At 73.3% G+C, this 24,575-nt stretch carries 21 protein-coding genes and 1 pseudogene; 11 read left to right on the forward strand and 11 right to left on the reverse strand.

All coding sequences use genetic code 11. The features are described from left to right. Both E1293_RS24300 and E1293_RS24305 read right to left on the reverse strand, forming a co-directional pair. Positions 1-1,061 (reverse strand): serine/threonine-protein kinase (locus tag E1293_RS24300; RefSeq protein ID WP_132199762.1); only part of this gene is annotated, 1,061 nt, incomplete at its 3' end. A 117-nt stretch (positions 1,062-1,178) separates the two neighbouring features. Then, on the reverse strand, positions 1,179-1,607 hold the full coding sequence (locus tag E1293_RS24305) for a DUF4260 family protein (RefSeq protein ID WP_132199763.1): 429 nt from the start codon (positions 1,605-1,607) through the stop codon (positions 1,179-1,181). Positions 1,608-1,780: 173 nt separating this feature from the next. Here E1293_RS24305 and E1293_RS24310 point away from each other — a divergent pair, with 173 nt between their 5' ends. The 4 genes from E1293_RS24310 to E1293_RS24325 all read left to right on the forward strand — a co-directional run bounded on the left by E1293_RS24310 (position 1,781) and on the right by E1293_RS24325 (position 5,441). Next, the gene (locus E1293_RS24310; protein ID WP_207939061.1) at positions 1,781-2,260 is read left to right on the forward strand and encodes a MarR family winged helix-turn-helix transcriptional regulator; all 480 of its coding nucleotides are present in this window, start codon (positions 1,781-1,783) and stop codon (positions 2,258-2,260) included. 87 nt (positions 2,261-2,347) lie between these two features. After that, a complete protein-coding gene (locus tag E1293_RS24315) occupies positions 2,348-3,457 on the forward strand; it encodes an NAD(P)/FAD-dependent oxidoreductase (protein ID WP_132199764.1) in 1,110 nt (369 codons plus the stop codon). Positions 3,458-3,468: 11 nt separating this feature from the next. After that, positions 3,469-4,374 carry an LLM class flavin-dependent oxidoreductase gene (locus E1293_RS24320; RefSeq protein WP_132199765.1) on the forward strand — a complete coding sequence of 302 codons (906 nt, stop codon included), beginning with the start codon at positions 3,469-3,471 and terminating at the stop codon, positions 4,372-4,374. 41 nt (positions 4,375-4,415) lie between these two features. Next, positions 4,416-5,441: a hypothetical protein gene (locus tag E1293_RS24325; protein ID WP_132199766.1), complete on the forward strand. Its 1,026-nt coding sequence runs from the start codon at positions 4,416-4,418 to the stop codon at positions 5,439-5,441. Here the strand turns inward: E1293_RS24325 and E1293_RS24335 are convergent. Both E1293_RS24335 and E1293_RS24340 read right to left on the reverse strand, forming a co-directional pair. Next, a complete protein-coding gene (locus E1293_RS24335; protein WP_207939063.1) occupies positions 5,438-6,835 on the reverse strand; it encodes an alpha/beta fold hydrolase in 1,398 nt (465 codons plus the stop codon). The two genes, E1293_RS24325 and E1293_RS24335, sit on opposite strands and share 4 nt — an antisense overlap. Further along, positions 6,832-7,752 carry a zinc-binding dehydrogenase gene (locus E1293_RS24340; protein WP_132199767.1) on the reverse strand — a complete coding sequence of 307 codons (921 nt, stop codon included), beginning with the start codon at positions 7,750-7,752 and terminating at the stop codon, positions 6,832-6,834. The genes E1293_RS24335 and E1293_RS24340 overlap by 4 nt, the downstream gene beginning before the upstream one ends. Before the next feature lie 89 nt (positions 7,753-7,841). Here E1293_RS24340 and E1293_RS24345 point away from each other — a divergent pair, with 89 nt between their 5' ends. After that, positions 7,842-8,771, forward strand: a complete 930-nt coding sequence (locus E1293_RS24345) for a LysR family transcriptional regulator (protein WP_132199768.1) — start codon at positions 7,842-7,844, stop codon at positions 8,769-8,771. Between the two features lie 6 nt (positions 8,772-8,777). Here the strand turns inward: E1293_RS24345 and E1293_RS24350 are convergent, their stop codons facing one another. Beyond that, positions 8,778-9,527: an FkbM family methyltransferase gene (locus E1293_RS24350; RefSeq protein WP_132199769.1), complete on the reverse strand. Its 750-nt coding sequence runs from the start codon at positions 9,525-9,527 to the stop codon at positions 8,778-8,780. A 79-nt stretch (positions 9,528-9,606) separates the two neighbouring features. On the opposite strand from E1293_RS24350, the gene E1293_RS24355 reads away from it, so the two are divergent. From E1293_RS24355 to E1293_RS24365, 3 genes are all read left to right on the forward strand, one after another. Continuing rightward, a complete protein-coding gene (locus tag E1293_RS24355) occupies positions 9,607-10,590 on the forward strand; it encodes an ornithine cyclodeaminase family protein (protein WP_132199770.1) in 984 nt (327 codons plus the stop codon). Between the two features lie 83 nt (positions 10,591-10,673). Beyond that, positions 10,674-11,186, forward strand: a complete 513-nt coding sequence (locus tag E1293_RS24360) for a SigE family RNA polymerase sigma factor (protein ID WP_132199771.1) — start codon at positions 10,674-10,676, stop codon at positions 11,184-11,186. Continuing rightward, positions 11,183-12,406 (forward strand): TolB-like translocation protein, encoded by a 1,224-nt coding sequence (locus E1293_RS24365; protein WP_132199772.1) that lies wholly within the window; start codon positions 11,183-11,185, stop codon positions 12,404-12,406. The genes E1293_RS24360 and E1293_RS24365 overlap by 4 nt, the downstream gene beginning before the upstream one ends. 64 nt (positions 12,407-12,470) lie before the next feature. Here E1293_RS24365 and E1293_RS24370 read toward each other — a convergent pair whose 3' ends face one another. The 4 genes from E1293_RS24370 to E1293_RS24385 form a co-directional block, all read right to left on the reverse strand. Beyond that, complete coding sequence (locus tag E1293_RS24370; protein ID WP_132199773.1) at positions 12,471-13,619, reverse strand: acyl-CoA dehydrogenase family protein; 1,149 nt, start codon at positions 13,617-13,619, stop codon at positions 12,471-12,473. A 5-nt stretch (positions 13,620-13,624) separates the two neighbouring features. After that, positions 13,625-14,548, reverse strand: coding sequence for a hydroxymethylglutaryl-CoA lyase (locus tag E1293_RS24375; protein ID WP_132199774.1), 924 nt, complete (start codon positions 14,546-14,548; stop codon positions 13,625-13,627). Positions 14,549-14,624: 76 nt separating this feature from the next. Then, entirely contained in the window at positions 14,625-16,565 is a 1,941-nt protein-coding gene (locus tag E1293_RS24380; protein WP_132199775.1) for an acetyl/propionyl/methylcrotonyl-CoA carboxylase subunit alpha, read from the reverse strand. 8 nt (positions 16,566-16,573) lie between these two features. After that, the gene (locus tag E1293_RS24385; protein ID WP_132199776.1) at positions 16,574-18,187 is read right to left on the reverse strand and encodes a carboxyl transferase domain-containing protein; all 1,614 of its coding nucleotides are present in this window, start codon (positions 18,185-18,187) and stop codon (positions 16,574-16,576) included. A 78-nt stretch (positions 18,188-18,265) separates the two neighbouring features. On the opposite strand from E1293_RS24385, the gene E1293_RS24390 reads away from it, so the two are divergent. Then, the gene (locus E1293_RS24390) at positions 18,266-18,856 is read left to right on the forward strand and encodes a TetR/AcrR family transcriptional regulator (RefSeq protein ID WP_132199777.1); all 591 of its coding nucleotides are present in this window, start codon (positions 18,266-18,268) and stop codon (positions 18,854-18,856) included. Here E1293_RS24390 and E1293_RS24395 read toward each other — a convergent pair. Then, positions 18,853-20,208, reverse strand: a complete 1,356-nt coding sequence (locus E1293_RS24395) for an extracellular solute-binding protein (RefSeq protein WP_132199778.1) — start codon at positions 20,206-20,208, stop codon at positions 18,853-18,855. The genes E1293_RS24390 and E1293_RS24395 overlap by 4 nt on opposite strands. Beyond that, a complete protein-coding gene (locus tag E1293_RS24400) occupies positions 20,205-22,307 on the reverse strand; it encodes a vWA domain-containing protein (protein WP_132199779.1) in 2,103 nt (700 codons plus the stop codon). Before E1293_RS24400 ends, E1293_RS24395 begins: the two co-directional genes overlap by 4 nt. A gap of 200 nt (positions 22,308-22,507) precedes the next feature. Here E1293_RS24400 and E1293_RS24405 point away from each other — a divergent pair, with 200 nt between their 5' ends. Together E1293_RS24405 and E1293_RS24410 are read left to right on the forward strand one after the other, a co-directional pair. Next, the gene (locus tag E1293_RS24405) at positions 22,508-24,055 is read left to right on the forward strand and encodes an AMP-binding protein (RefSeq protein ID WP_132199780.1); all 1,548 of its coding nucleotides are present in this window, start codon (positions 22,508-22,510) and stop codon (positions 24,053-24,055) included. A gap of 77 nt (positions 24,056-24,132) precedes the next feature. Further along, positions 24,133-24,575: pseudogene (locus E1293_RS24410) on the forward strand (hypothetical protein); the annotation flags it as partial.

Here is a 24,575-nt window from a genome sequence, read left to right on the forward strand (position 1 = left end):
CCCTTCGGGCGGGGTGGGGGTGCGGCGGCCCGCGGCTTCCCGTCCTCCCGGGTCAGGAAGTAGCCGACCGGGACGCCCGCGGTGGCGATCGCCGCGACGGCCCCCGCGCCGATGAGCAGCGCCCGGCGGCCGGGATGGGCCGGGCCGGCCGGCGCGACGGCGGGGGCGTCGCGCTGCCGGGTCACGGCGAGCGTCGCGTTGGCGTGCGTGCCGGCGGCGTCGTCCGGCGGCGGTGTGCCCGCCGCTGCCGGCGCCGGGGCCTCGATGCTCCGCGGCGCGTTGATGAGCGTGTCCAGCGTGGGCCGCCGCCCGGGGTCCTTGGCCAGGCAGGCGGCGATCATGTTGGCCAGGTCGCCGGGGAGCCCCGCGAGGTCCGGCTCGTCGTGCAGGACGCGGTGGACGATCGCCGGGATGGAGGTGGCGTCGAAGGGCCCGCCCCCGGTCGCGGCGTAGGCGAGGACGCAGCCGAGCGAGAACACGTCGCCGGGCGGCCCCGGCGCATCGCCCAGCACCTGCTCGGGCGACATGTAGGCGTAGGTGCCGACGACCACGTTGTGCGAGGTCAGCGAGGTCGCGTCGGTCGCGAGGGCGATGCCGAAGTCGATGATCCGGGGTCCGTCCGCGGCCATGATGACGTTGCCGGGCTTGAGGTCGCGGTGGACCAGCCCGCACGCGTGGATCGCGGCCAGGCCCTCGGCCAGCCCCGCCGCGAGCGCCCGGACCGCCTCCGCGTCGAGCGGCCCGCGCTCGGCGACCACCTCCCGGAGGGACGGCCCGGGGATGAACGCGGTGACCAGCCACGGCGACTCGGCCCCGGGGTCGGCGTCCACGACCTGCGCGGTGTGGAACCCGCCGACCCGGCGCGCCGCCTCGACCTCGCGGGCGAACCGCCGCCGGAACCGGTCGTCCTCGGCGTGCTCGGCGCGGATGACCTTGACGGCGACGCGGCGGGCGCCGGGCGACTCCCCGAGGAACACCTGGCCCATGCCTCCGGCGCCGAGCCGGGCCTCCAGCCGGTAGGGGCCGATCTGCCGGGGATCGCCGGGATGGAGGGGTTCCATGTGCCACCCGTCATTGGGCCTGCCGCTGTCCCGGATTTTCTAGCAGACATGGATGTTCATTCGACACCGCCTCGGCCCCGGTGTGACGCACGGCATGATCGTGTGACCGGTAAGTGATCAGTGTCGCTGAAAGCCTTCCTTGGTGCGGAGGCCGTAGCCGAGGGCGCGGTCGAAGGAGATGTGGGCCATCCAGCCGCACAGGGCGGCGAAGAGAGGTGCCCAGGCGAAGAAGGGCTCGACGGCGTAGATCACTATCAGCGCGAGCGGGACCATTGCGCGGTGCGCGGCGTTGTAGTACGGGACGGCGCGCGGCGGGAGTTGACCGCGCTCGGCCTTGTGGGCGTCGCGCAGGCCGGCGAGGAAGGTCAGGTCGGGGGCGACGAAGAAGGCGGCGGCGAAGAGCGCGGCGAGCCAGCCGTGGTTGACGCCTTCGAGGACGGCGAAGGCCGACCAGAACAGGGCGCCGCCGAACCAGGCGACGCGCCCGGCGACGCGGACGGCGGTGCGGACGGCGGGGAACTTGGCGGGGGCGGTGACGGCGCTCATGATCGGTGCCCTTCCGAGGCGGTGGCTAATGACATTAGCCACTCTAAAGCTAACATGATTAGCTGTCAAGCTATACTCTATGGAGGCGGTGGCCGAGCGGGCGTCCGGGCGGGGGGAGCGGCCGCGGGTGCGTAGGTAGTTCGTCGCGCGAACTGCAGGAGTACTCTGGTCGCGTGGGCAAGCAGCGTGAAGACGGGCAGATCGGGGTCGTGGCGGCGCTCGTGCGCGGAGCCTTCCTGGTGAACGGGGTTTATGCCGAGTCGGCGCGGGAGTACGGCATCACCACTCAGCAAGGAGTCCTGATGTGCGTGCTGATGCCGCAGCCCCGCGGGATGAGCGAGCTGGGCGCCATGCTCGGGCTGGCCAAATCGAGCCTGACCGGGCTGGTCGACCGCACCGAGCGGAACGGCCTGGTCCGCCGCGAACCGGACCCGCAGGACATGCGGGCCGTCCGGGTGGCGCTGACTCCCGAGGGCGGCGAGCTCGTGGAGGACTTCTACGCCGAGACGTGCCGGCGGATCGACAAACTGCCGGTGGGGTTCAGCGGCGCCGAACGGGACGCGCTCGCCGGTCTGCTCGGCCGCATCGTCCTGGCCAATGACGCTCCGGTCATCTTCATGGAACCGGTGGAAGGAAGCGCGTCCGAGCACTGAGGCGCGAACGCGAAGGTTGCGGTTCGTACTACGAACTAATATGGTTCGTAGTACGAACTCAATTCTTGTCTGCGGGAGCGTGAAATCATGGCTCGTACGGTTGCCGTCATCGGCGGAGGGTACGGAGGCGCCGCCGTCGCCAAGGCGCTGGACGCCGAGGCCGACGTCGTCCTCATCGACCCCCGGGACGCGTTCGTCAACGCGTCGGGGGCGCTGCGGGCGCTGACCCAGCCCGACTGGGCGGCGAACATGTTCTTCCCCTTCGGCACGCTGCTCGCCCGGGGGACGGTGGTCCGCGACCGGGCGGCCTCGGTGGACCCCGAAGGAGTCACGCTGGCCTCGGGAGAGCGTGTCGAAGCCGACTACCTGGTTCTTGCGACCGGCTCCAGCTACACCTACCCGGCCAAGCCCGCCGTGGACTCAAGCGGCGAGGCATTGGACGACCTCCGCCGCACCCACAAGGAACTGGCCGGCGCGGACCGGGTGCTGATCGCCGGCGCCGGACCGGTCGGCCTGGAGCTGGCGGGGGAGATCAAGGAGGTCTGGCCGCACAAGGAGGTGACCATCGCCGACCCGGCCGGGGAGCTGCTTCCCGGCTACCAGCCGGAGATGCGCGAGAACCTGCGCCGCCAGCTCGACGACATGGGCGTCCGGCTGCTGATGGGCTCCGCGCCGGCGGCACCGCCGGCGGCACCGCCGGCGACCGAGCCCGGGCGGGCCGGGACCTTCACGGTCGCCACGGCCGGTGGCGAGGAGATCACCGCCGACATCTGGTTCCGCGCCCACGGCGTCACCATCAACAGCGGCTACCTCGCCGACGGACGGCTCACGACCCGGACGCCGCAGGGCCAGGTCCCGGTCACGGAGACCCTGAACGTCCACGGGCACGACCACGTCTACGCGGTCGGCGACCTCACCGACCTCGCCGAGACCAAACGGGCCGGGTACGCGATGAAGCACGCCGAGGTCGTGGCGGAGAACATCTCCGCCCAATTGCGCGGTGAGCGGCCCACGGCCGTGTATCAGGCCGCGTCCGACCCCATGATCCTGCTGCCGCTCGGACCGCGCGGCGGCGTCGGCCAGCTGCCCACACCGGACGGGCCGTTCGTCGTCCCGGTCGAGACGGTCGTCGAGTACAAGGGCGCCGACCTGTTCACGGGCCGTTTCGCCGAGCTGTTCGGCACGGCTTCGGCATGAAGGGCGGAACGGTGCCGGTACAAGACGTCGTCTTCGGCTTCGGAGCGCACTCCGGCTTCGGTGACATGACCGAACTGCTGCGCCTGACCCGGCAGGCCGACAGTGACGGCCTCGACCACTTCTCCCTGTCGGACCACCCCTACATCGGCGAACGCCTCGACGCCTACGCGTCGCTCGGGTTCATCCTCGGACGCACGGAGCACATCGCGGGCTTCGTCAACGTCAGCAACCTGCCGACCCGCCCGGCTCCCATGCTGGCGCGGACAGTGACGACGCTGTCGGCGCTGTCCGGAGGCCGCGTCGTGCTCGGCATGGGCGCGGGCGGCCTGTGGGACCGGATCTCCGACATGGGCGTCCCGCGGCTTTCACCGGCCGCGGCCGTGGACGCCTTCGAGGAGGCGATCGTCCTGGTCAGGAAGCTGTCGGGCGGCGGCCCGGCCGTCACCCACGAGGGCCGCCACTACCGGGTGAACGGGATCGAGCCCGCACCCGTGGCCGCGCCGCGCGTGTGGACGGGGTCGGTCGGCCGCAAGTCCCTGGCCGCGACCGGCCGGGTGGCCGACGGCTGGATCCCGGGCCACGCGGCGGACTGGCTCAGCGAGCGCTACCGGACCTCGCGCCCGGTCATCGACGAGGCGGCGGCCGCCGTCGGCCGCGATCCGGGCGACGTCCGCACGATCTACAACCTCCCCGGGCGCATCACCGGCCGGCCGCTGCCCGCCACCCGTGACGAGCACGGCCGCTGGATCGGCGGCTCCGTCGACCAGTGGGTCGAGGAGCTGACCGGCGCCGTCCTGGAGCACGGCGCGTCCGGGTTCACGCTCTTCTCGCCCAGCGGCGGGACGCAGGACCTCGCCTCCATCGCCCGCTGGGGCGCGGAGATCGTCCCGGCCGTGCGGGAGGCCGTCGCGAAGTAAAGGCGGCGCGGGCCGGGCACCTCCGGCTCTAGCATGATCGGATGTCGCAGACGATGGGGATCGCCGGGTTCGTCCGGGGGCCGAGCGACCTGGCCGAATGCCGGGCCGGGCTGGAGCTGATCGGGCGGGACGAGGTGCAGGCGTTCCTGCAGACGATCACCGACCCGGACGCCGCCACGGCGGAGCTCGCCGCCGCGCTGGAGGACGGAGACGCCTTCCGGGCCGGGATGATGGCGTTCGTCTGCGGGGTGCTGGTCGAGCGGGGCGGTTCGGTGGCGGTCCCCGTCGACGCGGTCCTGGCGCTGGCGGAGCGCGGGCTGCACCAGGCGAGGGACTTCGTGGCGCAGGGCGGGGCGAACGCCGAGGACGAGCTGTTCCGGCGTTCCCCCGACCTCGTCCGCGTCCACTGCTCGCTGCCCTTCGTCCTGCTCGCGGCCATGACGATGCTCAGCCGCGACCCGCGCGCACGGCAGCGGCTGCGCGCCAGGCCCCACGTCCCGTCCCTGGTGGACGACCTCGAAGACCACTACGAGACGCTCTTCTACGTGCGCGAGGTGCTGGCCCTCCTGGACGACAGGGAGATCCTGCTGCTCGACCCCCGCAACCGGCGCGGCTTCGTCCTCGGGCTGACCGGCGTCCAGGACCGGATGTACCACTTCTACGCACTCGCGCAGGACGCCCTGTTGCAGCACACCGGTCCCGGTTACCTCGGTGCCGAGCCGGTCGACCCCTTCGCCGTGCGTTACGCGCAGAACCGGGGCCTGACCGAGGAAGACCGCCAGGCGGCCAAAGACCTGATCGACCATCAGCGCATCGGCTTCCAGTACCCGGGCGCCGATGGGAAGCCGACGTTGTTCTTCCCAGGTTCGGCCTCGCTGGACGCCGTTCCCGTGGTGAACGGCGTCCCCACCCTCTTCCTGGACGAGAGGTCGATCCACGCCCAGTGGTCGCCGACGAACATGTACCCGGTCCTGCATGAGGCGCTGGAGTCTCGGGTCAGTCTCCGCGAACTGCCCGCCGAGGACGTGGAGGCCCGCCTCGCGGCCTTCGCGACGCCCGCGGGCTAAGAGCCGAACAGCGTGCGTTCGACGTGCTGGGTGTCGCTGTACTCCCGCACGGACGTGATCTTGCCGGAGCGCACGGTGAAGACGCCGAGGCACGGGTTGTCGTAGGTGCTCCCGCTGCGGGCCGTTCCGCGCGACGTCCATTCGGCGACGACCTGCTCGCCGTCGGCGACCACGTTGGTCAGGGCGACCTTCGGCTCGCCCCCGGGCCGGAACAGCTTCCCGGCACCGCCGAGGAAGCCGTTGACGATCGCGTCGCGTCCCTTCCAGACACCGGTCAGCGGAAGGTCGCCGGGGTAGGTCCAGGTGGCGTCGTCGGCGAAGCTCGCCGTGATCGTGTCCAGGTCGCCGTTCGCGACGGCCTCGACATAGCGGGTGACGACGGACGCCGGGTCCTGGCCCAGCCGGGCGGCGAGCCGGTCGAGCGTGTCGGGAAGCCACGCCCAGCGGCAGTTCTCCAGAAGGTGGTTGCCCTCGGGGATCAGCACGTACTCGCCGTTCGCCGCCTGGCGGGCCAGCTCCTCGCCGTTGGCGACACCTGGGATGACGTCCAGCCCGCCGTCCAGGACGCGGAGCGGCTGCGGAAGCGGGGGAGCGCTCACCCGGCGGGCGAACTCGCGGGCCGCCGCCTCCCCGCCGGTGCGCAGGACGAACGACTCCGTCACGTACGGCGGAAGCTCGCCCCACGTGATCGCGGTGGGCCCGCTGACGGTGACGACCGCGCGGACCCGCGGCTCATGGTGCGCGGCGACGGAGGCGAGGAAGCCGCCCATGCTGAGCCCGATCAGGCCGATGCCGGCGGGCAGGCCGTCCACGGCGTCGAGGGCTTGGCCCACCACCCGGTGGTAGTCCGGCTCCCAGGTGCTGCGGACGGTGAGTTCACCCTGCCCCGGACCGTCGATGGCCAGGACGGCGACCCCGCGGTGGACCAGCGCCTCGGCGATCGGCATGAACTCGACCTTGCCGGAGTTCATCCCCGGCACCAGGACGACCAGGGGAGCGTCCGGGGACGGACGCCGGAGGACGCCCGTGAAATCCGGCCCGGTGAGGTGCTCGGCGTCGGGCGCGAGGCGGGCGAGCGAACGGCGCAGGGCGTCGGCGGACGCGGCGGCGGCCTCGCCGTGCGCCGCGAGGTCCGGGTTCGGCAGGACCGTCGCGAAGTGGAACCACAGTGCGGCGTCGCGGTACGCCTCGCCCGCCGAGCGGGGGTGCATCGCCTTCTCGGCTAGGGCGAGATGCTCCTGGCCGGTCCGCACGAACGCGTCCGTCCAGCCGTGCAGGGACGACAGGCCGGCGGTGACCGCGTCGTACTGAGAGGGGTCGACTCCGGCGGCGATCGCGCGCGACCGGTTGGCGGCGGCGAAGGGGGCGACGGGCTCGTCGAAGAACGTGGTCATCGGTTCTGCTCCAGGGGTTCCAGGGTGAGGACGGCGTTGCCGCGGACGCGGCGCCGCCGAAGATCGGTGAGGACGGCGGCGGTCTCGCTCCAGCGGGCGACGCGGCCGAGTTCCGGATGGAGGCGCCCGGCGGCGGTCAGCCGGACGAGGGTGGCGAGGTCCTCCCCGTACGGGGCGCCCGCGTAGTGGAAGTGCCTGATGGCGGCGGATTCGGGGCCGTCGAAGAAGTCGAAGAAGTCCAGCGTGACCGGCTTGCGGCTCGCCTGCCCGAACCAGATCAGCGTGCCGCCGGGCACGACCCGCGCCAGCGCGCGCGGCAGGTCGTCCCCGCCCGTGGACTCCAGGGCGACGTCGAAGGGACCGGCCGCGTCCCGCACACTGTGGACGACCGTGGCGCCCAGTTCGGCGAGCCGCCGCCCGCGCTCCGGGGAGGCGGTGACCGCGGTGACCTCGGCTCCCGCGGCGGACGCCAGCTCGACGACGTAGTGGCCGACGCCGCCGGACGCCCCGGTCAGCAGGACGCGCGTCCCGGCCGTGGCACCGGACGCGCGCAGCAGGCGCAGCGCAGTGAGCCCGGCCAGCGGCAGCGCGGCGGCCGCCAGCACGGACACGGACCCGGGAATCTCGGCGAGCGATGCGGTGGGGACGGCGACGTACTCCGCCCAGCCCGCCGACGGCGGATGCCCCACGACCCGGCTGCCCGCCGCGGGCCCGGATCCGTCGGCGGCGGACTGCACGACGAGGCCCGCGACGTCCTTGCCGGGCCGCCAGCCGGGCCGGTCCGACTCCAGCTGGAACGTCTCGCCCCGGTTCACCGAGAACGCCGCGACCTTCACCAGCGCCTCGTCCGGACGGGGGACGGGCTCGTCGACCTCGCCGAACGCCACCGATCCCGCTTCGGGAAGAAGTGCTCTCATGCCCCGCAGGAAACCGGCCGGGCCGCCGGCCGGTCCAACAGCCGCCGGACCGGTTTGACAACCGTTGGTTGTCGCCCACGATGGGAGGCATGGACCTCGACCTCGGCCAGGTGCGCGCCTTCGTCACCGTCGCCGGCCACCTGCATTTCGGGCGGGCGGCCGAGGAGCTGTCGATCAGCCAGCAGGCGGTGTCCAAGCGGGTGGCGCGCCTGGAGTCGGCGCTCGGAGTCCTGCTCTTCACCCGCGGGAACGTCGAGCTCACCGAGGCGGGGCGGCGTTTCCTGGAGCCGGCGAGGGAGGCGCTGCGGGCCGCCGAGGCCGCGGCCGGCGCGGTCCACGCCGCGGGCAGGCCGCTGCGGATCGACGTCTGGGGCCACCTCTACGGCCCGGCCCGGACGGTCGCCCCGGTCATCGACGAACTGCCCGGCCTGAGCGTCGAACTCGGCATGAGCCGCGACCTTCCCGCCGCGGCGGCGTCGCTGCTGCGCGGCGACATCGACGCCGCGTTCGGTCGCGTGCACCCGCCGCTGCCGGACGGGCTGGCGCACCGCCTCGTCCGGCTCGAACCCGTGGACGTCCTCGCCGGCGACGGGCATCCGCTCGCCGGCGCGTCCAGCGTCCGCCCGTCCGACCTCACCGGACACGACCTGTGGTTCCCGGCGGCCGTCGACCGGCTCGACTTCATCAGGCGGTTCTGCGACGAGTTCGGCGTCCGCGCCGCGTCCGGCGGCGCGAACCTCGGGGTGGAGCACCTGCTCGCCGACCTGCTGGCCGAGCCGGGGCGGATCACGCTGTTCCCCGCCGACGCCCCGCTGCCCGGCGTTCCGGGGATCCGGGCGATCCCCGTCGTCGACCCGACCCCGCTCTACGCCTGGTCGCTGGTGTGGCCCCGGCAGTCCCCGCACCCGATGATCCCCGCGCTGCTCAGGGGGTTCGCCGAGTACGGGCGGCGGCATCGCTGGCTGGAGTACGACCCGGCCCGCGACTGGCTGCCCGGCGACCCGGCCCCTACGAGCTGACCCGGATCAAGGACGTGCCGTGCGGAGCCGGGCGTAGACGTCTCCGGACCGGCCGCGCGGCCGGATCCTGTCCAGGCCCCGCCGCAGTTCGGACGCCTCCATCCAGCGGGGCGAGGCGAACCGCATCGTCTCGATGGGGGAGTAGTTGTAGACGTAGTCGCCGAGCCGCTCCACGAGCCGCAGCGCCTCCATGGACGCGTCGTGCGCCGACGGCACGTACTCGAACGACAGGGCGGGCAGCGGCTGCGAGAGCCCCGCCAGGACGTCCGCCTCGAACCCCTCGACGTCGATCTTGCAGAAGGCCGGGACGCCGTGCGCCGCGATGAGGTCGTCCAGCGTCGTCACCTCGACCTCGATCGAGCGGTCCCACTGCACCTTGGCGAAGCTGCTGTCCGTGGTCACGGACCTGATCCAGCCGGGCGACATCGACGACACGGTCGGCGTCGCCGTCGAGAGGGCGAGCTGCGCCCGCCCCGGCTTCGTCCCCACCGCGCCCGGCACGAGGGCGACGTCACGGTCGCGGCCGAAGAACGTCCGCAGGACGCGCAGGCAGTCGGGCTGCGGCTCCACCGCGATCACCCGGGCTCCGAGGTGCCGCCACACCCGCACCCGTCCGCCCACGTGGGCGCCGATGTCGAAGGCCACATCACCCGGCCCCAGGAACTCCCCGTAGAGCCGCATCGCGCGGCGATGCTTCCCCGGAATCCCGTAGTACATGACCAGCGACCGGGCGATGCCGTACGCGCGGAGCAGCATCCGCCGACACTATCGCGCGCCGCCCGGGCATCCCGGCGGTTTCCATGGTCGTGTCGGACGCGGCGGCTAGGTTGAGGTCATGATCGTCTTGTCGCGGGAAGAAGTCGAGGAACTGCTGGACGTCGACGCGCTCATCGACGCCCTGGCGCCGGCGATGGCCGACCTCAGCGCGGGCCGCGCCGAGGTGCCGGAGCGGACCGTCGCGTCCGTCCCGGACCGGGACGCCCTCCTCCTCGACATGCCGGGGTACGCGCCGTCACCGGACGCGCTGATCACCAAGCTGGTGTCGGTGTTCCCCGGCAACGCGGGCTCCGCGATCCCCGTCCGCCAGGCGGTGATCGTCGCCTTCGACCCCGTGACGGGAGAGCCCGCGGCGCTGCTCGACGGCACGTACATCACCGCCGCCCGCACCGCCGCGTGCGCCGCGCTCTCGGCACGGCTGCTCGCCCGCCCGGACGCCTCGACCGCCGCCGTTCTCGGCACCGGTGTGCAGGCCCGCGCCCACGCGATCGCCGTACCCCGGGTCCGGAGGATCCGGGAGCTTCGCATCGCCGGACGTGATCACGCCAAGGCGGTGCGGCTCGCCGAGGAGCTGGCGGATGCCGTGGACGCCGACGTGCGGGCCGTCGCGACCTACGAGGAGGCGATCACGGGCGCCGACATCGTGAGCGCCGCGACCTACGCCGCCGAACCCGTCGTCCGGCGCGCATGGGTGGCGCCCGGGACGCATGTCACCTCGGTCGGCTACAACCCGTCCGGCCGCGAGATCGATGACGCGACGATCGCGGACGCGGCCCTGTTCGTGGAGTCGCGTGCGGCGGCCCTGGCGGCCGTCCCGCCCAACCGCGACCTGGCCGAGCCGCTGGCGCGCGGCATCATCACCCCCGCGCACGTGCGGGCTGAACTGGGCGAGGTGGCCGGCGGCACCCGCCCCGGCCGCCTCGGTGCGGAGGAGATCACCCTCTACAAGTCGGTGGGCGTCGTCGTCCAGGATCTCGTCGCGACGGCGCTGGTCCTGGCGGCGGCCCGCGAGCGCGGTGCCGGCCGCCTGCTCGAGCTGTAGCGGGCGGCCGCGCTCGCCTCGCATCGCAGCGTGCAACAGTTCGGCCGGGTCGGGCGTCCTAGGGGCGATGGAAGGACGGGCCTTTGGACGACGATGACGTGACGTACGAGGCGTTCGTGGCGACCCGGGCGCAGGCACTGCTTCGCTACGGCTTCGTGCTGACCGGCAACGCCGACGACGCGGCGGATCTGTTGCAGGAGGGGCTGATCAGGCTGCGCGGTGCCTGGGGGCGGGTGGTGAACAAGCGCGACCCCGAGGGATACGTCCGGAAGACCATGGCACGGCAGCACATCAGCGCGTGGCGGCGGCGGCGCCGCGAGCACCTGGTCGGCCGCGTGCCGGAAGGGCCCTACGAAGACCCCGGCCTGGCGAGGGCCGAACACGATCCGCGACTGTGGGAGGCGCTCACCCTCCTTCCGCGGCGGCAGCGCGCGGTGCTGGTCCTGCGGTACTACGAGGACCTGTCCGACGAGGAGATCGCCGCGACGCTCGGCATCGCGCGCGGGACGGTCCGCAGCCAGGCCGCCCGCGCGCTCGACAAGCTTCGCGCGGACTGGCGTCCGGCCGCCGCGCCCACGCCGGGAGGGACACCATGACCGATGAGCTGGGCCGGGCGCTGCGCGGCACGCTGACGACCGCGGCGGGGGAGGCCCCGGCCGTCCCGCCGGGATTGCTGGACCAGGTGGAGGCGGGGCACCGGAGGCGGCGGCGCCTGCGGGTCTCGGCCACCGCACTCGCCGTCGCGGTGATCCTCGGCGGGACGGGCGCGGCGGGCGCGGTGCTGCGCTCCGGCGACGAGCCGCCGGCCGCCGCCAAGCCCGGCAAGCTGAGGCCGGTGGCCGCCGCCGAGCTGGGGAAGCCCATCAAGGTGCGGGACCGCTGGCCGGACGCCGTCCGCTCCCTCCCGCGCAAGCTCCCGAACGGTCGTCCGCTGCAACCGATCGCGCTGGTCGGCGAGGACACGCTGATCGGATCGACCACGTCCTCCGGGGTCGCGGACAGGCTGTGGGCGTACGACCTCAAGGCCGGCAAGGCCACCGTCGTCACCCGCGTCGACACGCCGCGCACGAGCTACGACACGACCTTCGTCGCGGGCGGCGGCCACATCGCATGGGCGCTGGCCCGCAAGACCGGAGGCCGCACGGTGGTGGAGATCTGGGCCGTCCCGATGGCGGGCGGCGAGGCGCGCAAGGTCGCCGAGGCGGGATCACCGACGTCCGGCCTGGTCATCGACGGCGGGAACGCCGTCTGGGAGACCGATGAGGGCGTCTACAAGGCACCGCTCGCGGGCGGGGCGACCGAGAAGATCCCGGGCACCAAGGGTTTCGGGATCGTCTCCTGGCCCTGGCTGGGGTCGCCGGGCGCCCCCGTGGACAAGGTCGGGGCCGTCCGCTTCCGGAACCTGTGGAACGTCCGGACCGGGGAGCGGCGCACGGCCGTTCTCGCGCCGATCGACGGCCGCTGGTCCTGCGGGGTGACCTGGTGCGTCGGCAGCCCCGCGGACAAGACCGTCCACCGCGGGGCCTGGCCGAACGCCGTGCAGCGCAGGGACGGCAAGGACGGCCGGTCACTGCCCGGCGAACCGATTCCCGGCGGGATGGTGATCGCCGACCGGTTCGTCGTCTACCGGCCGCTCGGGCTGGACTCCCGGAACATGATCCTCTACGACCTGCACACCGGAAGGCTGCTCGACACCGGGATCAGCATGCGGTACCAGTCGATCAAGGTGTCCTCCCAGGGCGAACCGGACGGCGGCTCGGTCGCGTTCGTCGACGACGGGGGCACGGCGATGCTCGACCTCACCGCGATCCGCTGACGACGCCGCAGGGCGAACGCGCCGGGTCCGGTTCCACCGGGCTGGGCCGGACCCGGCGGGCGGGTCAGGACGGGGGGAGGCCGAGGGCGCGGGCGATCAGCATGCGCTGGACCTCGGAGGTGCCCTCGCCCACTTCGAGGATCTTCGCGTCCCGGTAGAAGCGGCCGACGGCGTACTCGTTCATGAAGCCGTAGCCGCCGAAGACCTGGGTGGCGTCGCGGGAGTTGTCCATCGCGGCGTTGGAGGCGACCAGCTTGGCGATCGCGGCCTCCTTCTTGAAGTTCTCCCCGGCCAGCATCTTCGCCGCCGCCGCGTAGTAGGCGAGGCGGGCGGTGTGCGCGCGCGTCTCCATGTCGGCGATCTTGAACTGCATGGCCTGGTAGCGGCCGATCTCCTTGCCGAACGCCTCCCGCTCGCGGACGTAGCGCAGGGACTCGTCCACGCAGCCCTGGGCGAGCCCGACCGACAGCGCGGCGATCGCGATGCGGCCCTCGTCCAGGATGCGGAGGAACTGCGCGTACCCCCGGCCGCGCTCGCCGACCAGGTTCGCGGCCGGGACGCGGACGTCGTCGAACGACAGCTCGCGCGTGTCGGACGACGACCAGCCGACCTTGGAGTATTTGCGCCCGACGGTGAAGCCCGGCGTGCCGTTCGGGACGATGATCGTGGAGATCTCGTTCTCGCCGGTGAAGGCCGTGACCGTCACGAACGCGGTGATGTCGGTGCCGGAGTTCGTGATGAACGCCTTGGACCCGTTGATCACCCAGGAGTCGCCGTCGAGGCGGGCCGTGCTGCGCATGCCGCCGGGGACGTCCGATCCGCCGCCCGGCTCGGTCAGCCCGAAGCCCGCCAGCTTCTCGCCGGACGTGAGCAGCGGCAGCCACTTCGCCTTCTGCTCGGCCGACCCGAACCGGTGGATGGGCATCGCGCCGAGCGACACCCCGGCCTCCAGCGTGATCGCCACCGACGAGTCGACGCGGGCCAGCTCCTCCAGGGCCAGGCAGAGCGCGAAGTAGTCGCCGCCCATGCCGCCGTGCTCCTCGGGGAACGGCAGCCCGAACAGCCCCATCTTGCCCATCGCGGCCACGATCTCGTACGGGAACTCGCCGCGCTCGTACAGGTCCCCGATCACCGGGGCGACCGTCTCGCGGGCGAACCGCTCGACCGTGCGGCGCAGCTCCTCCTGCTCGTCGCTGAGCGTGAAGTCGATCATCTGGGCTACTCCGATTCCGGTGACAGGGCTTGGACGACGCGGGACGGGCTGGGGCGGCCCAGGTGGCCGGCCATCCAGCGGCTCGTGGAGACGAGCCCGGCGAGGTCGACGCCGGTCTCGATGCCGAGGCCGTCCAGCATCCAGACGAGGTCTTCGGTGGGCAGGTTTCCGGTGGCGCTCCCGGCGTACGGGCAGCCGCCGAGGCCGCCCGCCGACGCGTCCACCACGGTGACGCCGGCGCGGAGCGCGGCGAGGGTGTTGGCGAGCGCCTGCCCGTAGGTGTCGTGGAAGTGGACGGCGAGCCGGTCGGTGCCGATGCCCGCCGCGACCATCGCCTCGATGAGCGCGGTGACGCGGCCGGGGGTGCCGACGCCGATGGTGTCGCCGAGGCTGAGCTGCGAGCAGCCCATGTCCATCATGCGCGACGCCACGGACACCACCTGCGGGATGGGGACGTCGCCCTCCCACGGGTCGCCGCACACCATCGACACGTAGGCGCGCACCCAGAGGCCCTCTGCACGCGCGCGTTCCACGACCGGGGCGAACATCGCGAGCGACTCGTCGACGGTGCGGTTCAGGTTGCGGCGGGCGAACGTCTCGGTCGCGCTGCCGAAGATGGCGATCTCGGTGACGCCGTTGGCGAGCGCCCGGTCCAGGCCCCGCTCGTTCGGGACGAGCACCGGATACCGCAGCTCGGGCGAGCGCGGCAGGACGTCCAGCAGCTGCTCGGCGTCGGCCAGCTGCGGCACCCACTTGGGGTGGACGAAGCTGGTCGTCTCGATCGTGCGCAGCCCCGCGTCCGCAAGCCGGGTCACGAACTCCGACTTGACCTCGACGGGGACGACCGCCTTCTCGTTCTGCAGCCCGTCCCGCGGCCCGACCTCGTAGATCGTGACCCGCTCGGGAAGGCCAGAGAGAGGTACCGGCATCGTCACACCTTCCTTTCTGGGGGGCGACCCCCAGACCCCCGGGTCGGGAGACCCGACGATCCTCGCTTCGCTGCGGTCATCGGGGCTCCTCGATCACGGCCAGCACCGCGTCGAGGGCGACCTGCGCGCCCGCGCGGACCGGCAGCTTCGCCACGACGCCGGCGAGCGGCGCGGTGACGGTGTGCTCCATCTTCATCGCCTCGACGACCACGAGCGGCTGCCCTTCGGCGACGCTGTCGCCCTCGGACGCCTTGACCGCGAGGACCGTCCCCGGCATCGGGCTGCGCAGCACGCTGTCACCGGCCGCGGCTGCGGCGGCGCCGCCCTCGGCGCGGACGTGCTCGCTCAGCGCCCACGCGTGCCCGCCGCGGCCGAGCCACAGCGTGTGCCCGTCGCGGGCGGCCTCGAACGAGGTCGTCCTTCCACCGTAGGTCAGCGTGAACGGCCTGGTCAGGGACGCGGCGACCGGCGGGTCACCGTTGATCGCGACGCGGGCGGAGGCCGCCCGGCCCTGGACGCGGACCTCCACCGGCTCGCCGCCGGACGGGGTGATGATCCACGGCGTCCAGGCGTGCGCGCCGGGACGCCAGCCGTCCGGGACGTCCCACGGGTCGTCGCCGGATTCGAGCGCGAGCATCCGCTCCAGCGCGGCGGCGGCGAACACCTCGGGCGGCACGGACGTGCCCGCGACCAGCTCGTCCAGCGCCCGTTCGACCAGGCCCGTGTCGAGATCACCCGACACGACGGCCGGGTGCCGGAGGAGGGCGCGCAGGAACGCGACGTTCGTCGGGACGCCCAGAAGCGTGTACGAGGCGAGAGCACGGTCGAGGCGGCGCAGGGCCTCGGCGCGGTCGGCGCCGTGCACGATCACCTTCGCGAGCATCGGGTCGTAGGAGCCGCCGACCTCGGTTCCGGTGTCCAGCCCGGAGTCGACGCGGGCGGTCTCGGGCTCGGTCAGCGTCAGCACGCGTCCGCCCGTGGGCAGGAAGCCGCGCGCCGGGTCCTCGGCGTAGACGCGGGCCTCGACGGAGTGCCCGTCCAGGCGGACGTCGTCCTGCGTGAAGGGCAGCGGCTCGCCCGAAGCCACCTGGAGCTGGAGTTCGACCAGGTCAAGGCCGGTGACCAGCTCGGTGACGGGGTGCTCGACCTGGAGCCGGGTGTTCATCTCCATGAAGAAGAACTCGTCCGGGCGGTCGGCGGAGACGATGTACTCGACCGTCCCGGCGCCCACGTACCCGACGGCCTGCGCGGCGGCGACGGCGGCGGCGCCCATCCGCGCGCGGGCGGCGGCGTCCAGCAGCGGCGACGGCGCCTCCTCGATGATCTTCTGGTGCCGGCGCTGCAGGCTGCACTCGCGCTCGCCCAGGTGGACGGCGCCGCCGTGCGCGTCCGCGAACACCTGGATCTCGATGTGCCGCGGGTTCTCGACGAACCGCTCGGCGAGCAGCGTGTCGTCGCCGAACGAGCCGAGCGCCTCGCGGCGGGCGGACGCGATGGCCTCCGGCAGCTCGGCCGCCTCCCGGACGAGCCGCATGCCCTTCCCGCCGCCCCCGGCCGACGGCTTGAGCAGCACGGGAAGCCCGACCTCCAGCGCGGCGGCCTTCAGCTCGGCATCGGACAGGCCCGCCTCGTCCCGTCCCGGGACGACGGGGACACCGGCCGCCGCGACGGTCTGCTTCGCCCGGATCTTGTCGCCCATCGCGTCGATCGCCTCGGCGGGCGGGCCGATGAACACCAGCCCCGCCTCGCCGCACGCCCGCGCGAACGCCGTGTTCTCGGCCAGGAAGCCGTACCCCGGATGGACGGCCGCCGCCCCGGCAGACCGCGCGGCCGCGATGACCGCCTCGATGTCCAGGTACGAGGGGATGCGGAGGGCCTCGTCGGCCTCCCGCACGTGCCGGGCCGACGCGTCGGCATCGGTGTGGACGGCCACGGACCGGATGCCGAGCCGCCGCAGCGTGCGGAAGACGCGGACGGCGATCTCCCCGCGGTTGGCGACCAGGACGCTGTCGAACATCAACACCCTCACATCCGGAAGACGCCGTAGCCGACCGGCTCCAGCGGTGCGTTGGCCGCGACCGACAGCCCGAGCCCCAGCACCCGCCGGGTGTCGAGCGGGTCGATCACTCCGTCGTCCCAGAGCCGCGCCGTCGAGTAGTACGGGTTCCCCTGCGCCTCGTACTGCTCGCGGATCGGCGCCTTGAACCCTTCCTCGTCCGCGGCCGGCCACTCCTCGCCGCGCGCCTCCATCTGGTCGCGCCGGACGGTCGCGAGGACGCTCGCCGCCTGCTCCCCGCCCATGACCGAGATGCGCGCGTTCGGCCACATCCACAGGAAGCGCGGCGAATACGCCCGCCCGCACATCGCGTAGTTGCCGGCGCCGAACGAGCCGCCGATCACGACGGTGAACTTCGGGACGCGGGCGCACGCGACGGCGGTGACCATCTTCGCGCCGTGCTTGGCGATGCCGGCCGCCTCGTACTCGCGCCCGACCATGAACCCGGTGATGTTCTGCAGGAACACCAGCGGGACGCTGCGCCGGTCGCACAGTTCGATGAAGTGCGCGCCCTTCTGCGCCGACTCGCCGAACAGGATCCCGTTGTTGGCGACGATCCCGACCGGGTGCCCGTGGATGCGGGCGAAGCCGGTGACGAGCGTGGCGCCGTACTCCTTCTTGAACTCCTGGAAGCGGCTGCCGTCCACGACGCGGGCGATGACCTCGCGGACGTCGAACGGGGTGCGCGAGTCCGGCGGGACGATCCCGTACAGCTCGGACGGGTCGGCGGCCGGCTCCTCGGGCGCCGCGACGTCCCACGGGCGCGGCTCGCGCGGCCCCAGCGTGGACACGATGTCGCGGACGATCCGCAGCGCGTGCGCGTCGTCCTCGGCGAGGTGGTCGGTCACCCCGGACGTGCGGGAGTGGAGCTCGCCGCCGCCCAGCTCCTCGGCCGTCACGACCTCGCCGGTCGCCGCCTTCACCAGCGGCGGCCCGCCGAGGAAGATCGTCCCCTGGCCGCGGACGATGACGGCCTCGTCGCTCATCGCCGGGACGTACGCGCCGCCCGCCGTGCACGACCCCAGCACCGCCGCGATCTGCGGGATGCCCTGCCCCGACATGGTCGCCTGGTTGTAGAAGATGCGGCCGAAGTGCTCGCGGTCGGGGAACACCTCGTCCTGCCGGGGAAGGAACGCGCCGCCGGAGTCGACCAGGTAGAGGCAGGGGAGCCGGTTGTGCAGCGCCACCTCCTGCGCCCGCAGGTGCTTCTTCACCGTCACGGGGTAGTAGGTGCCGCCCTTGACGGTGGCGTCGTTGGCGACGATCACGCATTCGCGGCCGGAGACGCGGCCGACGCCGGTGATGATGCCGGCGCCAGGCGCCTCGTCGCCGTACATGCCGTTCGCGGCCAGCGGCGACAGCTCCAGGAAGGGCGAGCCGGGGTCGAGGAGTGTGTCGACGCGGTCGCGGGGGAGCAGCTTGCCGCGTGCGACGTGCCGGTCGCGGGCCCGCTCCGGCCCGCCGCGCCCCGCCCGGTCGACGCGGTCGCGCAGCTCCGCGGCGAGGGCTTCGTTCTGCGCGGCGCTCGCCTTGAACGCCTCGCCCGCGACGTCGGCGCGGGAGCCGATCTCGGGTCCGCCCATGACCCCCCTTCCCGGTTAACGCTCATTAACAATGCCGATGTTAACGGCCGTTAACAAGTCTAGTCTAGACTGGCGCGCATGACGTCGCGCACCGCCGAGGCACCGGCCGGGCCGCCGAACCCGCGGCGCGCCGAGATCCTCGGCGCCGCCGCCGAGCTGTTCGCGCGCCGCGGCTACCACGGGGCGTCCATCGGCGACCTCGGCCGCGCCGTCGGGCTCACCGGCCCCGCCCTCTACCGGCACTTCAGCGGCAAGGAGGCCGTGCTCGCCGAGATGCTCCTCGACATCAGCGAGCGGCTGCTCGCCGAAGGCGTCCGGCGCGCCGCCGACCCCGATCCGGAGCGGGCCCTCGACGCGCTGCTGGGCTGGCACATCGCGTTCGCGCTCGACAACCCCGCGCTGATCACCGTGCACGAGCGGGAGCTGGACAACGTTCCCGAACCGCAGCGCCACCGCGTCCGCCGCCTCCAGCGCGCCTATGTCGAGGAATGGGTCGCCGTTCTGCGCCGCCTCAGCCCCGGCCTGCCCGACGAGCGGACGCGCGCCGGCGTCCACGCGTGCTTCGGCCTGCTCAACTCCACCCCGCGCAGCGCCGCCGGACTCGACCGCGACGCGATGGGCGGCCTCCTGCACGCGATGGCCCGCTCGGCGCTGGAGGGCGTCCGCTAGCAGGACGCCGTGCGGCCGTCCAGGGAGCGTTCGACGGCCTCGGCGAACGACTCGGCGTCCGTCCCGGCCCGGTCGAAGATCTTCTGGACGCAGCCGCGGAACGTGCTGGTGAACGTGCTGTAGTGCGGCGTCACCGGACGCGGCTCCGCCCGTCCGAGCGCGGTCACCACCGCGCGCCCGAGCTGGGCGAGCTGGTTCGCGTCGGGCACGTCGGTCTCTCCGGGCCCGAGCGGCTGCCCGGTGAGGGACGAGCACGCCTGCACCTTCACATCGGCGGGGGAGCTGTGCCCGGGGGACAGGCCGAGCGCCGAATAGCGGCCGGGCGCGAACCCGCCGCACGAGAACAGCAGCCGCTGGCTACCGGTCCCGCTGAGGAACGCCACGAGGTCGGCGGCGTCGCCGGGGTTCGGGGAGTGCTTGGAGACCGCGAGGTTCTGCCCGCCGAGGACGGTGTGCCCCGGCAGCGCGGTCACGCCGAAGCGCAGCCGCGCGCCCTTCCGCATCCGGGGCTCGGACGCGAGCGCCGAGAACGCGTACGGCCAGTTGCGCATCAGCTTCGTCCCCGACGCGAACGCCTCGATGCTCTCCAGCTCCCCGTACTGGCGGGACGGCGCGAGCGTCCCGTGCGCGCGGGGCGCGAGCCGGGCGAGGGCCGGGTACACCTTGGTGCGCAGGTCGTCCTCGCTCGGACGGTCCTCGCCGGTGAGCCGCCCGGCGCCGCCGTCGTTCCACACCGCCTCCAGCGCGTTCACCGTCAGGCCCTCGTAGTCGGCGAGCTGCATCGCGACGTCGGAGGAGACGAGCCCCGGCCACGCGCTCGGCGGCGTCACGCCCTCCCGGTAGTAGAGGAGCCCGACGTCCACGTTGAACGGGACCGCGTACAGCTCGCCGTCCCGCTTCCCGGTGCGCAGCGCGGCGGGGAAGAAGTCGTCCTGGTCGCGGATGCCGTCGAGCGGACGCAGGTAGCCGCTGTCGGCGAACTGCGCCGTCCACGTGTTGTCCATGATCAGGACGTCGTAGGCGCAGCCGCCCGCCTCCTCGACCGCCTTGATCTGGCTGTGCTGCAGGTCGGTGGACTCCGACACCTCCACGAGCGTGGCGTGCGGATGCGGGCGCCCGCCCGCGTCCCGGCCCTCGTTCCACTGCCGGATCAGCGCGCGCCGCTGGTTCTTCAGGCTGACGTCGGTGCCGCCGACGACGAACAACTCCGAACGGTCGCAGTCGCCCTTCATCCCCGGGTACGCCGGCTCCGGCCACAGGTGCACCACCAGCGCCGCGACCAGCACCAGCGCCGCGCCGGCCGCCGCGCTGACCCACGCCCGCCGGCCCCTCGGCAGGATCCGGGGACTCATCGCAGCCCCGACAGCAGCTCGGCGGCCTGCTCCACCTCGGGCGCCTCCGTCAGCGGCACGCAGCCCTTCCCGCCCTTAGGGCCGAGCGCGGCCACGATCTGCCGGACGGGGGACGAGCCGCACGTCGCCGGGCCCGTCAGGACGACCGTCAGCCGCAGCCCCGGATGCCGCTTGCGGAACTCGCCCGACAGAAACTCCGCACGAGAGTCGATCCGCGGATTCGTCGCGGGGAGCTGCCCGTCGGTGACGAGGATGAGGTTCTGCCTCCCGGACCCGAGATCGGCCGCCGCGATCGCGTCGCTGAGCGGCTGGTCGGCCCCGCTGGAGGCGACCGCCTGCAGCCTGCTCGCGACCGCGTTCTTCTGGTCCGGGGACGCCGCGTCCTGGGGGACGTTCCCGAACGTCTCGGGGTTGTTCGGGGCCGCCGCCTGCGACGACACCTGCAGGCCCACCCGGTCGTTGCTCTGCAACTGCGACACGAGGCTCCGCAGGAACGACGTGCCGCGGACGAGCCGCGAGCCGCCCCGTGCCTGCGCCGCGCCGCCCATCGAACCGGACACGTCCAGCAGCAGCGACACCGACACCCTCGGGCGGGCCGCGCCGATCAGGTCGAGCGTCTCCTGGACGCCCGCCGCCGGCGTCAGTCCGACGACGCCCGGCATCACGCGGTTGCCCACGACCTCCTGGAGCCGCGACAGGTAGAAGTGGCTGGTGTCGCCCTCGTGCACGGCCGGGATCACACCGCGGTCGTCGCGGAGGCCCTGCGAGGTCAGCGGGTTGCGCTCCAGCCACCGGTGGAACTCCGAGACCGCCGCGTCCCGCTCGCGCGTGTCCTGGCCGCGCCACCGGACCTGGACGAACGGGTAGTCGAGCGTCGGCAGGTCGGTCGCGTAGTAGGGGTGCAGCCGCCACTTCGCGTACGGGGCCGAGCCGGCGTCGACGGCGCCGCAGCGGTCGCCCAGCGGACGCCCCATGTCGTAGTCGTGCAGCACCTGCTCGGGGACGGCGACGGCGATGTCGTCCGGCGGCTCGGACTGCTGCGCGGCGGCCTGCTGGCGGAACCGGCACAGCAGCGACACCGCGTCCGGCGCCACCAGGTCGGCGGGCTCGGCGAACCGCTCGTCCCCGCGGTTGTCGCCGCTCGGCGTCGCGTTGTAGAGCGCGGGGGTCACCGCCAGCGCCGCCGCCGACGTCTCCGGTACGGGACGGGCGACCGCCCGCAGCTTCACCCCGGCGTCGGCGATCCGCTTCAGCAGCCCCGCCGTGTTCGGCGCGATCGGCGCGGCGATCGGATCGGCGACGGACTCGTGGGCCTTGGTGAACAGCGCCAGCACCAGCGGCGACGACCCGAGCGACCCGCGCGGCCGGAAATACGGGTCGGCCTTCCCGGCCGCCCCCGCCGCCATGCCCCGCGCCCCTGTCTGCGGCGAGCCCTTCGGGATGAAGTCGTATTCCGCCTTCGACGACGGGATCCAGATGTCGGGCTGGGGGCCGAACAGCTGCTGGGCGTCGGCATGCCCCTGGTCGGCGGGTTCGCTGCGCCGCCACAGCAGCCGGAACCCGTCGTACAGCGGGACCGGCCCCGCCTCGGGGACGACGGTGACGCTGTACTTGCGGCAGCCGCGGTCCTCGCTGTCGTTCGCGAACTCCGCCGCGGCCGCGCGCAGCGGCGTGAGCGTCTCGGGGGCCGTCAGCACCCGCAGTTCGAGCGGCTGCCCGCACGCGCTCGCGTTCTCCCGCAGCCGGTAGGCGCCCGTGCCCGCGAGCAGGACCAGCGCCATCACCGCGGCCCCCGCGAAACACCAGGCGAGGGCCGCCCCACCCCATTTCAGCGGCCTCGACACGCGCTCCAGGACGGCGTGCGCCGCGTCCGGATAGAAGGCGAACAGGCCCCCGGTCACCAGCGCGATGACCAGCAGGCTGATGACGGCGTTCAGCCAGAAGACCCCGTGCACCAGCGTCACCCCGATGCTGACGATCACGGTGGAGCACAGGTCGAGCAGCATCACCTGGAGCAGCCGCCGGAGCCAGTCCGGTAAGCCGTCCTGGCGTTGCGGAGGCCGTGACCGGTCGCCGTCGCCGCCGTGCGGTCCCGTCATCCACGCCCCATCGCCGCGTAGGTCTCGACTCATGATACGTAGCCGGACGGTCGCGGTCAGGGAGATTCCCTGACCGGGGCCGGTCGATCTTCCACCGCGCCGGGCATCGCGCGACGCCCGCAATCTTGACGGGGCCGCCGCCGCGCAGGTCAGATGGACGAAGGCCGCCCGGCCATCCGACCCGGACGAAGGAGTGCCGCATGGGCGTCGAGGGTGTCGGCTTCTACGAGATCGCGCGCAACCACCCGGACCGTCCCGCCGTGCTCGCCCCCGGCGTGCCGCTGTCCTACGGCGAGCTGCACGCCGAGGTGAACCGGCTGTCCAACGCGCTCGCCCGCCTCGGGGTGCGGCACGGCGACACGCTGGCGACGGTGCTCGGCAACCGGCCCGAGTTCCTCACCGTCCTGCTGGCCGCCGTCCAATCGGGCCTCTACCTCGTCCCGGTGAGCCGGCACCTGACCGAGCCCGAGATCGGCTACATCCTCGCCGACAGCGGCGCCAAGGCCGTCGTCACCGAGAGCGCGCTCGCCGGTGTCGTGTCCGGCGCGGCCGACGAGGCGGGCATCCCCGCCGAGGGACGCGTCAGCGTCGACCCCGCCGAGGGCTACCGGTCGATGGCCGGGCTGTGCGCGTCCGGCAGCGCCGACCCGCCCGGCAAGCGGACGATGGGCTCGGTCATGCTCTACACGTCCGGGACGACGGGACGGCCGAAGGGCGTGCGGCGGCCGCTCCTCGACATCTCGCCCGAACTGCTGCTCGACATCATGCGGCAGACGCTGATGCGCCACCTGGGGCTTGTCCCCGGCGACGAGGTGCACCTCGCGATCGGGCCGCTCTACCATTCGGCGCCCTGCGTCCACGCGATGATGGCGCTGAACCTCGGGCACGCCGTCGTCGTCGCCCCGCGGTTCCGTCCCGAGCACACCCTGGAGCTGATCCAGCGGCACGGCGTCACCAACTCGTTCATGGTGCCGACCATGTTCCACCGGATGCTGGCCCTGCCCGACGACGTCCGGTCCAGGTACGACCTGTCGTCGCTGCGGCAGGTGTTCCACAGCGCGGCGCCCGTCCCCGTGGAGACCAAGCAGAAGATGATGGACTGGTGGGGGCCCGTCCTCTACGAGTACTACGGCTCCACCGAGAGCGGCCCGGTCGTCGTCGCGACCCCGGACGAATGGCTCGCCCACCCCGGAACGGTCGGGCACGCCGTCGACGGCGTCCAGATCAAGATCCTCGACCCGGAGGGCGGCGAGCTGCCGCCCGGGGAGACCGGGCTCATCTACGCCACCGGCCAGCCCGGGTTCGAGTACCACGGCGACCCCGCCAAGACCGCGTCCAGCATGCAGGGCGAGTTCTACACGCCCGGCGACCTCGGCCACCTCGACGACGGCGGATGGCTCTACATGAGCGACCGCCGCACCGACCTGATCATCTCCGGCGGCGTCAACATCTACCCGGCCGAGATCGAGTCGGTGCTGCTGCAGCATCCGGCGGTCGGCGACGCCGTCGTCATCGGCGTCCCGGACGAGGACTGGGGGCAGAGCGTTGTCGCCCTAGTCGAACCCGCCGACGGTGCCGAGCCCGGCGACGCCCTGGCCGCCGAACTGCTCGCGCACTGCGGGCCGCGGCTGGCGAAACTGAAGCATCCGCGGCGCCTGGAGTTCCGCGAATCGCTGCCGCGCACCCCGTCCGGCAAGCTCAGCCGCCGCCGCGTGCGCGAGGACTACCTGCGCGAACACGCCGGCTGAGCCCGCTGGGACGGACGGGCCGCAAGTCTTTGCCGTGAACGTCGAACGCCTCCGGGGACTCCTGCGTACAACGGCACATGAAAGACCAGAAGGTCGCCCCGCTCGACACCGTCGCCCCGACCCCCGCCGCCCCGACGCAGACCGACCTTCCCGTCATCACCGACCCGGCCGCCTACGGCGGCGGGGAGCCCGCGCCTCGCGACGAGGTCTCCCGGGCGTCCGCCGACGCGGCCGCCCTGCTCCGGGCCGCCTCGGACGCCGCCCGCTCGACCGCCCCGGCTGCCGGACCGGGGACCGGCCCGGGCATCGGCCCGGCGACCGGCCGGGAGGGCCAGGGGATCGGCCGGGAGGGCCAGGGGATCGGACTGGCGACCGGCCTGGAGGGCCCGGGGATCGGCCCCGGGAACGGACTAGGTGTCGGACCGGCGACCGACCTGGGTGTCCCTCCGGCGAGCGGCCAGGGGATGGGACCGGGGGCCGGCGTGGGCGTCGGTCCGGGGGCCGGCCTGCGCGTGGGTCC

Origin of the sequence: Actinomadura darangshiensis (genome assembly GCF_004349235.1) — a bacterium.
GTDB lineage: Bacteria > Actinomycetota > Actinomycetes > Streptosporangiales > Streptosporangiaceae > Spirillospora > Spirillospora darangshiensis.

Bases quoted from the DNA above. Each gene is read 5' to 3' on its own strand.
- E1293_RS24315 (WP_132199764.1), top strand. From the start codon at position 2,348: ATGGCTCGTACGGTTGCCGTCATCGGCGGAGGGTACGGAGGCGCCGCC.
- E1293_RS24390 (WP_132199777.1), top strand. From the start codon at position 18,266: ATGACGTCGCGCACCGCCGAGGCACCGGCCGGGCCGCCGAACCCGCGG.
- E1293_RS24335 (WP_207939063.1), bottom strand. From the start codon at position 6,835: ATGACCACGTTCTTCGACGAGCCCGTCGCCCCCTTCGCCGCCGCCAAC.
- E1293_RS24385 (WP_132199776.1), bottom strand. From the start codon at position 18,187: ATGGGCGGACCCGAGATCGGCTCCCGCGCCGACGTCGCGGGCGAGGCG.
- E1293_RS24380 (WP_132199775.1), bottom strand. From the start codon at position 16,565: ATGTTCGACAGCGTCCTGGTCGCCAACCGCGGGGAGATCGCCGTCCGC.
- E1293_RS24340 (WP_132199767.1), bottom strand. From the start codon at position 7,752: ATGAGAGCACTTCTTCCCGAAGCGGGATCGGTGGCGTTCGGCGAGGTC.
- E1293_RS24355 (WP_132199770.1), top strand. From the start codon at position 9,607: ATGATCGTCTTGTCGCGGGAAGAAGTCGAGGAACTGCTGGACGTCGAC.
- E1293_RS24400 (WP_132199779.1), bottom strand. From the start codon at position 22,307: ATGACGGGACCGCACGGCGGCGACGGCGACCGGTCACGGCCTCCGCAA.
- E1293_RS24325 (WP_132199766.1), top strand. From the start codon at position 4,416: ATGTCGCAGACGATGGGGATCGCCGGGTTCGTCCGGGGGCCGAGCGAC.
- E1293_RS24345 (WP_132199768.1), top strand. From the start codon at position 7,842: ATGGACCTCGACCTCGGCCAGGTGCGCGCCTTCGTCACCGTCGCCGGC.
- E1293_RS24375 (WP_132199774.1), bottom strand. From the start codon at position 14,548: ATGCCGGTACCTCTCTCTGGCCTTCCCGAGCGGGTCACGATCTACGAG.
- E1293_RS24370 (WP_132199773.1), bottom strand. From the start codon at position 13,619: ATGATCGACTTCACGCTCAGCGACGAGCAGGAGGAGCTGCGCCGCACG.
- E1293_RS24350 (WP_132199769.1), bottom strand. From the start codon at position 9,527: ATGCTGCTCCGCGCGTACGGCATCGCCCGGTCGCTGGTCATGTACTAC.
- E1293_RS24395 (WP_132199778.1), bottom strand. From the start codon at position 20,208: ATGAGTCCCCGGATCCTGCCGAGGGGCCGGCGGGCGTGGGTCAGCGCG.
- E1293_RS24405 (WP_132199780.1), top strand. From the start codon at position 22,508: ATGGGCGTCGAGGGTGTCGGCTTCTACGAGATCGCGCGCAACCACCCG.
- E1293_RS24305 (WP_132199763.1), bottom strand. From the start codon at position 1,607: ATGAGCGCCGTCACCGCCCCCGCCAAGTTCCCCGCCGTCCGCACCGCC.
- E1293_RS24365 (WP_132199772.1), top strand. From the start codon at position 11,183: ATGACCGATGAGCTGGGCCGGGCGCTGCGCGGCACGCTGACGACCGCG.